The organism is Klebsiella sp. GW_Kp182, from assembly GCF_040062275.1.
In the GTDB taxonomy this organism is placed as follows: Bacteria; Pseudomonadota; Gammaproteobacteria; order Enterobacterales; family Enterobacteriaceae; genus Klebsiella; species Klebsiella michiganensis.
Genome location: NZ_JBEAFQ010000050.1, coordinates 48,005 through 58,978, shown reverse-complemented (window position 1 = coordinate 58,978; position 10,974 = coordinate 48,005). Strand labels below are relative to the sequence as shown.

Here is a 10,974-nt window from a genome sequence, read left to right as displayed (position 1 = left end):
AGGGTGTACATGACTGAGACCACATCCGCGCCGTTGTACCTGCTGAGAGGGCTACAACTCATTGGTTGGCGCGATATGCAACACGCTCTGGATTATCTGTACGCCGATGGTGAGATCCGCACGGGAACGCTGGTGGCGATTAATGCAGAGAAGATGCTGGCGGTAGAAGACAGCCCCGAGGTCCGGGCGCTGATTGAAGCGGCAGAATTCAAATACGCTGATGGCATCAGCGTAGTACGTTCATTACGTAAAAAATACCCTCAGGCTCAGGTCTCGCGCGTCGCCGGAGCCGATTTATGGGAAGCCCTGATGGCGCGCGCAGGCGCTCAGGGAACGCCGGTATTTTTGATCGGCGGCAAGCCTGAGGTGCTGGCGCAGACGGAGCAGCAGCTTCGCCAGCGCTGGAACGTGAATATCGTTGGAAGCCAGGATGGTTATTTTGCCGCTGACCAGCGTCAGGCGCTATTTGAGCGTATCCGCGATAGCGGGGCGAAGATCGTCACGGTGGCAATGGGCTCGCCGCGTCAGGAGATCCTGATGCGCGACTGTCGGGACGTTTATCCGCAGGCGCTGTATATGGGCGTGGGCGGCACCTACGATGTCTTTACCGGCCACGTCCAGCGGGCGCCGAAGTTCTGGCAGGACCTGGGTCTGGAGTGGTTCTATCGCCTGGTTTCGCAGCCGAGCCGCATAAAAAGGCAGGCGCGCCTGCTGCGCTATTTACGCTGGCATTACACCGATAAGCTGTGACATTCCACTGCAAGCGGGTGGGTTTACCTGGGTATTCTGTGTAATGTCTTCACTCGCCTGATACTTTATTTGCCATTTCCCTCAAATTCATTAACCATTCGCATGCTTAAAACGCGACGGTCAGTTTACCGTCGCGCAGGCAGGGCTATTTATTCAATAAAAATAACCGGCATAGACACATCCCGGTTGGGATGCGCTTAAACCCGGAGCAGGGCAAACACAAGAGGCTATATGACTGAGAAAAAAGCGGAACTTCAGCGGGGACTGGAGGCGCGGCACATTGAGCTAATCGCTCTTGGTGGGACAATTGGCGTCGGGTTATTTATGGGCGCGGCCAGTACGCTGAAGTGGGCCGGACCTTCGGTTCTGCTGGCGTATATTATCGCCGGGCTCTTTGTCTTCTTCATCATGCGTTCGATGGGCGAAATGCTGTTCCTCGAACCGGTAACCGGATCGTTCGCCGTTTACGCACACCGCTATATGAGCCCATTTTTCGGCTATCTCACCGCCTGGTCCTACTGGTTTATGTGGATGGCGGTCGGGATATCGGAGATTACGGCTATCGGGGTTTATGTGCAGTTCTGGTTCCCGGATATGGCGCAGTGGATACCGGCGCTGATTGCCGTCGGGCTGGTGGCGCTGGCGAACCTCGCGGCGGTACGGCTGTACGGCGAAATTGAATTCTGGTTTGCCATGATTAAGGTCACCACCATTATTGTGATGATCGTGGTGGGGCTGGGCGTTATTTTCTTTGGCTTTGGCAACGGCGGGCACGCCATTGGCTTTGGCAATCTGACCGAGCACGGTGGCTTCTTCGCCGGCGGCTGGAAGGGCTTCCTGACGGCGCTGTGCATCGTGGTCGCGTCTTATCAGGGCGTCGAGCTTATCGGGATTACCGCCGGTGAAGCGAAGAACCCGCAGGTTACGCTGCGTAGCGCGGTTGGCAAGGTACTGTGGCGAATCCTGATTTTCTATGTAGGGGCGATTTTTGTGATCGTCACTATTTTCCCGTGGGATCAAATTGGCTCCAACGGCAGTCCGTTCGTACTGACCTTTGCCAAAATCGGCATCACCGCGGCGGCGGGCATTATCAACTTTGTGGTGCTCACGGCGGCGCTTTCCGGCTGTAACAGCGGTATGTACAGCTGCGGCCGCATGCTCTACGCGCTGGCAAAAAACCGTCAGCTGCCCGCGGCCATTGCCAAAGTCTCGCGCAACGGCGTGCCGTCAGCGGGCGTGGCGCTGTCGATCCTGATTCTGCTGGTCGGCTCGTGCCTGAACTACATTATCCCTAATCCACAGCGAGTTTTCGTCTACGTTTACAGCGCCAGCGTGCTGCCGGGGATGGTGCCTTGGTTTGTGATTCTGATTAGCCAGCTGCGTTTTCGTCTCGTGCATAAAGAAGCGATGGCCAGCCATCCGTTTCGCTCGCTGCTGTTCCCGTGGGCGAACTATTTGACCATGGCGTTCCTGATTTGCGTGCTGATAGGGATGGGATTTAACGACGATACGCGTATGTCGCTCTTTGTCGGAATGATTTTCCTCGCCGCCGTGACGCTTATTTATAAGGTATTTGGCCTTGGCCGACGCGGAAATGTTGATAACGTGGCGCAATAAGCAACAAAACGCACAAAGCATGAGCAAACAATAATTTTCTTTAAAAAGGCACTAGACAGCGGGGTAGGAAGTCCGTATTATCCGACCCCGCAACGGCGCTAAGCGCCCGTAGCTCAGCTGGATAGAGCGCTGCCCTCCGGAGGCAGAGGTCTCAGGTTCGAATCCTGTCGGGCGCACCATTTACCCGGTGCTGGAGCTGCGGTGGTTTCAATACCGCGTAAAAGATTTGCAGTGGTGGCTATAGCTCAGTTGGTAGAGCCCTGGATTGTGATTCCAGTTGTCGTGGGTTCGAATCCCATTAGCCACCCCATTATTTAGAAAGTTGTGATATTGCGAAGGTGGCGGAATTGGTAGACGCGCTAGCTTCAGGTGTTAGTGTTCTTACGGACGTGGGGGTTCAAGTCCCCCCCCTCGCACCACGACTTTATAAAGAATTGAACTAAAAATTCAAAAAAGCAGTACATCGGCGAGTAGCGCAGCTTGGTAGCGCAACTGGTTTGGGACCAGTGGGTCGGAGGTTCGAATCCTCTCTCGCCGACCAATTTTGAACCCCGCTTCGGCGGGGTTTTTTGTTTTCCGTTTCTGTAAAAAAGTTCCTATCTCCCTGATATCGCAAAAAATATCTCGCTAATCAGCATGCGATTTATTGTCCAGAATAGTCCCAATTCCTTGTGCGGATAGATGCATTTTCTACCGATCCTGTGCGATAATAAACGGGTAGATGCTCATTCCATCTCTTATGTTCGCCTTAGTGCCTCATAAACTCAGGAATGATGCAGAGCCGTTTTACGGTGCTTATCGTCCACTGACAGATGTCGCATTTTATATGCTAAATCATTCATGATGTGTCGAGACGGCCAGCACGGGAATCCCCCGGAGCTTACAAAGGTAAGTGACTGGGGTGAGCGTGTGCAGCCAACGAAGAGACAGCGTGAAGGATGAAGCATATAGCCTCATCAAACACCATGGACACTACGTTGAGTGAAGCACCCAATTTGTTGTCAAACAGACCTGTTTTAACGCCTGCCCTGGTTTCAGAGCAGGCGTTTTTTTCTTTTCAGGGATAGAGAAACGCTCAGGCGGGAAGAGAAGAGATTCTCGCCCCCGATGGAGGCGAGAAGGGCATTACTGCTGCGGGTTGTTTTGCAGGGTTAACAGCAGGCCGTCGCGACGCATCGTCGCCGCTTCTTCCGGCTGATGCAGGCGGTCAAGAGTATCGGCCAGCCACGCGTAGTCAAACGCATCCGGGCGCTGCTTGAGCGCTGCGCGGAACGCGATGCTGGCTTCTTGCCACTCGCCGTGACGCATGAGCGATTGCCCCAGCGTACTCCACAGCAGCGGACGGTCGCCAACCGTTTTGATCTGCTGGCGCAGCACCTTTTCCAGCTGTTCCGGATTATTCGTTTTCAGCCGCGGGATCGGCATCACCAGACGATCGTCGTAGTGCTTTTTCAGACCTTCGATAATAATCTGCTGCGCGGTATCATGGTCGTCGCTTTCGATAAGGCGATTAGCCATTGCCACCTGTAGCGCCACCTGGCTGCGGGTTTTTCGGTTCTGGCTTTTCCACCAGTCGCGCAGACCTTCGCTGCCGCCATCGGCCAGCGTTTTATCCATCAGGCCAATCCACGCCAGCTGTTCCAGTTCGGCACGGTGCTCCTCATCGCTGACGTTGGCTTTCGCCATTGATGGAAGAATATCCAGCAGCGAATTCCAGGCGCCGGTACGAATGTAGGCCTGCTCGGCGAGGCGCAGGACCTCCGGATGACGCGGCGTGATCTCCAGCAGCTTGTCGATGCCGTGGCGGGCGGCGTGGTTTTCATTACGCGCCAGCTGCAGGCGTACGCGGGTGATTTCGACAGGTATCAGGTCGTCGCCGGCGAGCTCTGTCGCGCGCTCCAGATGCTGGTTGGCGCGGGCTTCATCGCCACGCTGCTGGGCGGCTTCTGCCGCCAGCAGGTAGTTCACAACGGGCTGCTCAGCGTGATCGGCATTTTTCGCCATCAGCTTCTCAACCTGCTGATAATCGCCCTCCGCCAGCTTCAGCAGCGCCTGCTCGGTTTGCTTACGCGCGCGGCGACGCTTGCGGCCCACGAACCAGCCGCGGGTATGCGCGCCGGTGCGGAAAATGCGCCGCAGCAGCCACTCAATGGCAAACAGCACCACCATGGTGAGGATCATGATGATCGCTAACCCGGTGACGCTGGTTTCAATGTTGTAATTATCGGTCTGGATCAGGACGTAGCCCTGATGACCCGCGATCATCGGACCGACCACGATCCCGGCAAGCAGCAGCGCGAAGAGTAAGAGAATTTTCAACATGCGTTACTCTCCTTGTGGCGCAGGCGTTGGCGCGTGGGCAGCAGGTGCTGGCGCGGGAGCCGGGGCGCTGGCCTGGGTTTCAGCCGGCTGCGCCATCAGATTACGTACCCGCGTTTGCATCAGTTTCTCAAGCAGCGCCTGGCTCTGCAGGCTCTCCGGTACGTTCATGGTGATGCTTTGCTGGCTGAGCTTATCCACGTCCTCAAGGAAGGCTTTGGTGGTGGCATCTTCAGTGTCGTAGTAAGCACGAACCCACGTCGAGACGTTATCCAGAGCCTGTTTGTAGGTTTCTTCCTGATGACGCGGAACCGCCTGCGCCGCGACCAGCAGACGGGAGCGGATGTTTTCGCGCAGATAGACGTCCTGGTTTGGCGCCAGCAGCGGCACGGCGGTCTCATCGCGGCGGCGAACGGTAATAAAGCTGTCCATAAAGTTCTGCCAGCTTTTTTGCAGGTTTACCCGCCACTCGCTAATGGAGCTGGATAGCTCATCGCTATCGGAATCCATCGGGGTGTCATCGTCGTTGTTGTCCGCCAGGCGTAAATTATCGATCTGGTTGGCGAGCTGGTTCACTTTCAGAATGATGCCGTCGTAGTCGACCTGACTCACGGCGGAAAGCGAAGCAATATCGTCGGTAATGGCGCGACGGGCGGAAATCAGGCTCGGATCGTTCATATCGGCGAGGCTGGCATCAGCGCTTTTCAGCAGCGCGGCGGCGGTCGTCACGTCCTGATCGCTCCACAGCTTACGTCCGGCCAGTTTTACGAGGAAATCAGCCTGCGCGAGCAGCCAGGTTTTTGCATCGCTGCCGGAAATGACCGCGACCTTCTCCTGCACTTCTTCCAGCTTCTTCGCCAGAGAATCCTGCTGACGCTGCGCTTCCGTCAGCTGGTCGGCCTGCTGCTTGATGATGCCTTCAAGCTCGCTTTTTTGGCTCTCCTGCGCTTTTTGCAGCGCGGCGATCTGGCTGGATAGCCCGGCGCTGGCTTCGCTCTGGCGGGTTGCCTGAGTCTTCGTCAGACCATAAAGGCCTACGCCAGCGGCGAGGGCGATAGCGATAGCTATAGCGCTCAGGGCGAGGCTGGTTTTACTGCCGCCGTTTTTCTTTTCGACATTCTTCTCTGGCTGTGGCGTCGTTTCCACGGCCTCCCTGGTCTCTTCAACCACGGCGGATTGATTCTGTTGTTCCGTCATTATGGCTTCCAATGTTGAGAGTTATTGTAATGCGCGTAGCAGCGCATCGTTGTCGGCGCTATCGGCAACCTGGATATCCTGCCAGCCCAATTCCCTGGCCTGCTCGGCCAGACGTTCACTGACAACGAAAATGCGACAGCTCAGGAGCCAACGTTCGCGATACCACTGTGGTATTAGCGTCCAGAGCTGCTGCAGCATCTCGCCGCTGGTGATGACCAGCGTCGAAACCCCGCGAGACTGCCAGCGCATTGCTTCTTCTGCGCCATCGTAGTGCCTTGCACTACGTTGATAACATTCACAAAAAGTGACATCAGCACCGCGTTCGCGAAGCGTGTCACCGAGTAATTCCCGCCCGCCGTTGCCGCGCAGGATGAGCGCTTTTTTCCCCGCAATGTTTTGTAATTCAGGTAATTGTAGCAAGACTTCGCTGATTTCCCGATCTAACGGGTAGCGAACTTGTCGATTACTGACCTTATGCAGGGCCAGCGCGGTGGTGCGGCCAATGGCAAAATAGTCGGGCGCCGTGGGCCAGCGCAGCCCCTGCTGCTGGAGGCGAGCGTGGGCAAACTCGACGGCATGCTGAGATAGCGCGAAGAGCAAATCGCCTGCGGCGAGGCTTGCCAGCTGGCCGCCCAGCTCAGAGAGCTGACGGCCCGGGGTAAACTCAATGAGCGGAAAGCTCCAGGCCACGCGTCCCAGCGCGCGCAGGCGGCTGACTAACTCTTCGCCTTGCGGCAGCGGACGGGTAACCAGAATGCTCATTGAGGCGCTTCTCCTGCGTAGACGACGGCGAGAATGTCGCGAGCGCCGTTATCCAGAAGTTCTTCGGCAAGGGCGACGCCCAGCGTTTCGGCATCTTCCGGACGACCGCGCCGCTCGCCGCGTACCGTGTGTGAGCCATCCGGCGCGCCAACCAGCGCGCGCAGCCATAGCTCACCGTCGATCAGTTCGGCATAGCTGCCGATAGGTACCTGACAGCCGCCTTCAAGCCGGGTGTTCATCGCCCGTTCAGCGCGGACGCGGATGGCCGTTTCCGTATGATTCAGCGGGGCCAGCAGCGTTTTGGTCCATTCGTCGTCAAGGCGACACTCAATGCCGACCGCGCCCTGGCCGACGGCGGGCAGAGATTGCTCCGGGGACAGCGGTTGACGAATACGCGCCTCAAGGTTCAGGCGCTTAAGCCCTGCGGCGGCCAGAATAATGGCGTCGTACTCGCCGCTATCAAGCTTGCCCAGACGCGTGCCAACGTTGCCGCGCAGAGAGCGGATCGTGAGATCCGGCCGCGTGGCGGCCAGCTGACACTGACGGCGTAAACTTGAGGTGCCAACGATGCTGCCGTGGGGGAGTTCATCAATGGAAGCGTAGTGATTCGAGACAAAGGCGTCGCGCGGATCTTCGCGTTCACAGATGGTCACCAGCCCCAGCCCTTCGGGAAACTCCACCGGCACGTCCTTCATAGAATGGACGGCAATGTCGGCGCGACCTTCCAGCATGGCCAGCTCTAACTCTTTCACAAAGAGGCCCTTACCGCCCACTTTTGCAAGGGGCGTATCAAGGATCACGTCGCCGCGGGTGACCATAGGCACCAGCTCAACGGAAAGCCCCGGATGACAGGACTCCAGGCGCTCTTTCACATAATGTGCCTGCCATAGCGCAAGCGGGCTTTGCCGTGTGGCAATTCTCAAAACTTTGTCTAACATGCTTGTTACCGTCATAGTCGACCACTAACCATCCTAACATTGTTGTCTTAGGGATGTTAGTTTTGTGGGGTTAAGGGTCGCGGCCATTTTTTTAGCCTTTCATGCGTTTGCGGGTTGCCGCAAACGTAGTGAAGAATTTACACGTAGTAAAGGGTGCTACACTTGTATGTAGCTCATCTTTCTTTACGGTCAATCAGCAAGGTGTTAGATTGATCACGTTTTAAACCATTTGTCAGTCAGCAGTTCATCACAACCACACCGACGACGAATGGTGACGGTTTTTGTTGAAATACTGAAACTCTCCGTACTATTGTACGTCGGGTTTTTGAACATCAGGCGATATGTCTTGTACCTCTATATTGAGACACTGAAACAGAGACTGGATGCCATCAACCAATTGCGCGTGGATCGCGCCCTTGCTGCCATGGGACCCGCTTTCCAGCAGGTTTACAGTCTACTGCCGACATTACTACATTATCATCATCCGCTGATGCCGGGTTACCTTGACGGTAACGTTCCCCGTGGCATTTGCCTCTACACGCCTGATGAAACCCAACGTCACTATCTTGATGAACTCGAACTCAACCGTGGAATGCTGGCCAAAGAGCCGCCGAAAGGCGAGCTGCCGATCACCGGCCTTTACTCTATGGGCAGTACTTCTTCCGTCGGCCAAAGCTGCTCTTCCGATCTGGATATCTGGGTTTGCCACCAATCATGGCTGGATAGCGAAGAGCGCCAGCTGCTGCAGCGCAAATGTAGCCTGCTCGAGAGCTGGGCCGCGTCGCTGGGCGTTGAGGTCAGCTTCTTCCTGATCGACGAAAACCGCTTCCGCCATAACGAAAGCGGCAGCCTGGGCGGTGAAGACTGCGGCTCAACTCAACATATCCTGCTGCTGGATGAGTTTTACCGTACCGCGGTGCGCCTGGCCGGGAAGCGTATTCTGTGGAATATGGTGCCGTGCGATGAAGAAGAACATTACGACGATTACGTGATGAGCCTCTACGCGCAGGGCGTGCTGACGCCGAACGAATGGCTGGATCTCGGCGGCCTGAGCTCCCTCTCGGCAGAAGAGTACTTCGGCGCCAGCCTGTGGCAGCTGTATAAAAGTATCGACTCGCCCTATAAGGCCGTGCTGAAGACGCTGCTGCTGGAAGCGTACTCCTGGGAGTATCCCAACAACCGTCTGCTGGCGAAAGATATCAAGCAGCGCCTGCATGATGGTGAAATCGTATCGTTTGGCCTTGACCCTTACTGCATGATGCTGGAGCGCGTCACGCTCTATCTGCAGGCCATCGAAGATGAAACGCGCCTCGATCTGGTGCGTCGATGTTTCTATTTAAAAGTGTGCGAGAAGCTGAGCCGCGAGCGCGCCTGCGTCGGCTGGCGCCGTGAAGTCGTCAGCCACCTGGTGAAAGAGTGGGGCTGGGATGAAAAGCGTCTGATGATGCTCGATAACCGGGCCAACTGGAAGATTGACGAAGTCCGTAAAGCGCACAACGAACTGCTTGATGCGATGATGCAGAGCTATCGCAACCTGATTCGCTTTGCGCGCCGTAATAACCTGAGCGTTTCCGCCAGCCCGCAGGATATTGGCGTGCTGACGCGTAAGCTGTACGCCGCCTTTGAAGCGCTGCCGGGGAAAGTGACCCTGGTAAACCCGCAAATTTCGCCGGATCTGTCTGAGCCGAATCTGACTTTCATCCACGTGCCGCCGGGCCGTGCCAACCGTACCGGCTGGTATGTCTATAACCGCGCGCCGGACATGGAATCGATCATCAGCCATCAGCCGCTGGAATATAACCGTTATCTTAATAAGCTGGTGGCCTGGGCCTGGTTTAACGGCCTGCTGACGTCACGCACACGCCTGTTTATTAAGGGCAACGGGATTGTCGACCTGGCGAAACTGCAGGAGATGGTGGCCGATGTGGCGCATCACTTCCCGCTGCGCCTGCCGTCTCCGACGCCGAAAGCGCTGTATAGCCCCTGCGAAATTCGCCACCTGGCGATTATCGTCAACCTCGAATATGACCCGACGGCGGCCTTCCGCAATCAGGTGGTGCATTTCGACTTCCGCAAACTGGATGTTTTCAGCTTCGGCGAAGAGCAAAAGTGCCTGATTGGCAGCATCGATCTGCTGTATCGCAACTCGTGGAACGAGGTGCGCACGCTGCACTTTAACGGCGAGCAGGCGATGATCGAAGCGCTGAAAACCATTCTTGGCAAGATGCACCAGGACGCCGCGCCGCCGGATAGCGTGGAAGTTTTCTGCTATAGCCAGCATCTGCGCGGCCTGATCCGCACTCGCGTGCAGCAGCTGGTGTCTGAATGCGTTGAGCTGCGTCTTTCCAGCACCCGCCAGGATACCGGCCGTTTTAAAGCGCTACGCGTTTCCGGGCAGACCTGGGGACTCTTCTTCGAGCGTCTTAACGTCTCGGTACAGAAGCTGGAAAACGCCATCGAATTCTACGGCGCGATTTCGCATAACAAACTGCACGGCCTGTCGGTGCAGGTGGAAACCAACCACGTCAGGCTGCCGCAGGTGGTGGATGGTTTTGCCAGCGAAGGGATTATTCAGTTCTTCTTTGAAGATGCGGATAACGATAACGGATTTAACATCTATATCCTTGATGAGAGCAACCGCGCCGAGGTGTATCACCACTGCGAAGGTAGCAAAGAAGAGCTGGTACGCGACGTCAGCCGCTTCTACTCTTCGTCGCATGACCGCTTTACCTACGGCTCCAGCTTTATCAACTTTAACCTGCCGCAGTTTTATCAAATCGTCGATGTCGACGGCCGCGAACAGGTGATCCCGTTCCGCAGCCAGGTGATTGCCGCGGCGACCCTTGCTGCAGGTGAGGATTCCGCGACATCATCGATGTTACAGCACTACTCATGACCCGCCGCGTAGACCTGTCATTCGGCGCAGGTAAATTTCCCGGGGGCGCTTCGCTTGCCCGGGCTTCGGGGTGATATGGGTTTTGTCGCCCGGATACGGCGTTAGCCGCAATCCGGGGAACTCGAATCACGCGCGTTTAGCGAAAACTCACCGCTTCACCGGCCTGCGCGGTCGCCGCCTGTTCCAGCAGATCCCAGAAGGTTTCGCCGCTGCGGTCGCATACCCACTCGTCGCCTTTCAGGTCGAAATGGTAGCCGCCTTGTTTTGTCGCCAGCCACACCTGGTGCAGCGGCTCCTGGCGGTTGATAATAATTTTGCTGCCGTTTTCAAAGCTGATAGTCAGCACGCCGCCGTTGATTTCGCAGTCGATATCGCTGTCGCCATCCCAGTCGTCGAGACGCTCTTCGATGGTCACCCACAGGGTATCGGCCAGGCGATGGAATTCACTGTCGTTCATGGTTCTTTCCCGCTTTTTTGATCGTGGCGGCAGTATAG

At 56.4% G+C, this 10,974-nt stretch carries 8 protein-coding genes and 4 tRNA genes; 7 read left to right on the top strand and 5 right to left on the bottom strand.

What is annotated here, in order from left to right; genetic code table 11:
• Positions 1 to 9 precede the first annotated feature (9 nt).
• The 6 genes from wecG (at position 10) to ABLU88_RS21635 (ending at position 2,908) form a co-directional block, all read left to right on the top strand.
• Positions 10 to 750: a lipopolysaccharide N-acetylmannosaminouronosyltransferase gene (wecG, locus tag ABLU88_RS21660; RefSeq protein WP_014227460.1), complete on the top strand. Its 741-nt coding sequence runs from the start codon at positions 10 to 12 to the stop codon at positions 748 to 750.
• Between the two features lie 231 nt (positions 751 to 981).
• Positions 982 to 2,367, top strand: coding sequence for an amino acid permease (locus ABLU88_RS21655; RefSeq protein WP_014227461.1), 1,386 nt, complete (start codon positions 982 to 984; stop codon positions 2,365 to 2,367).
• Positions 2,368 to 2,469: 102 nt separating this feature from the next.
• Positions 2,470 to 2,546, top strand: a tRNA-Arg gene (locus ABLU88_RS21650).
• 55 nt (positions 2,547 to 2,601) lie between these two features.
• A tRNA-His gene (locus ABLU88_RS21645) sits at positions 2,602 to 2,677 on the top strand.
• Between the two features lie 22 nt (positions 2,678 to 2,699).
• Positions 2,700 to 2,786: transfer RNA gene (locus tag ABLU88_RS21640), tRNA-Leu, on the top strand.
• 45 nt (positions 2,787 to 2,831) lie between these two features.
• Positions 2,832 to 2,908 (top strand) — tRNA-Pro (locus ABLU88_RS21635).
• Between the two features lie 584 nt (positions 2,909 to 3,492).
• On the opposite strand, the gene hemY is transcribed toward ABLU88_RS21635, so the two are convergent.
• From hemY to hemC, 4 genes are read right to left on the bottom strand one after another with little or no spacing between them, the layout of a single operon-like run.
• Positions 3,493 to 4,689: a protoheme IX biogenesis protein HemY gene (gene hemY, locus ABLU88_RS21630; RefSeq protein WP_048263613.1), complete on the bottom strand. Its 1,197-nt coding sequence runs from the start codon at positions 4,687 to 4,689 to the stop codon at positions 3,493 to 3,495.
• Between the two features lie 3 nt (positions 4,690 to 4,692).
• A complete protein-coding gene (gene hemX, locus ABLU88_RS21625; protein ID WP_004097536.1) occupies positions 4,693 to 5,883 on the bottom strand; it encodes a uroporphyrinogen-III C-methyltransferase in 1,191 nt (396 codons plus the stop codon).
• A gap of 21 nt (positions 5,884 to 5,904) precedes the next feature.
• On the bottom strand, positions 5,905 to 6,645 hold the full coding sequence (hemD, locus tag ABLU88_RS21620) for a uroporphyrinogen-III synthase (protein ID WP_032747353.1): 741 nt from the start codon (positions 6,643 to 6,645) through the stop codon (positions 5,905 to 5,907).
• Positions 6,642 to 7,583: a hydroxymethylbilane synthase gene (gene hemC, locus ABLU88_RS21615; protein WP_348837919.1), complete on the bottom strand. Its 942-nt coding sequence runs from the start codon at positions 7,581 to 7,583 to the stop codon at positions 6,642 to 6,644. Before hemC ends, hemD begins: the two co-directional genes overlap by 4 nt.
• A gap of 346 nt (positions 7,584 to 7,929) precedes the next feature.
• Between hemC and cyaA the strand changes: the two genes are divergently transcribed.
• The gene (gene cyaA / locus ABLU88_RS21610) at positions 7,930 to 10,479 is read left to right on the top strand and encodes a class I adenylate cyclase (RefSeq protein ID WP_009651720.1); all 2,550 of its coding nucleotides are present in this window, start codon (positions 7,930 to 7,932) and stop codon (positions 10,477 to 10,479) included.
• A gap of 136 nt (positions 10,480 to 10,615) precedes the next feature.
• On the opposite strand, the gene cyaY is transcribed toward cyaA, so the two are convergent.
• Complete coding sequence (cyaY, locus tag ABLU88_RS21605; protein WP_201162458.1) at positions 10,616 to 10,936, bottom strand: iron donor protein CyaY; 321 nt, start codon at positions 10,934 to 10,936, stop codon at positions 10,616 to 10,618.
• Positions 10,937 to 10,974: the final 38 nt, after the last annotated feature.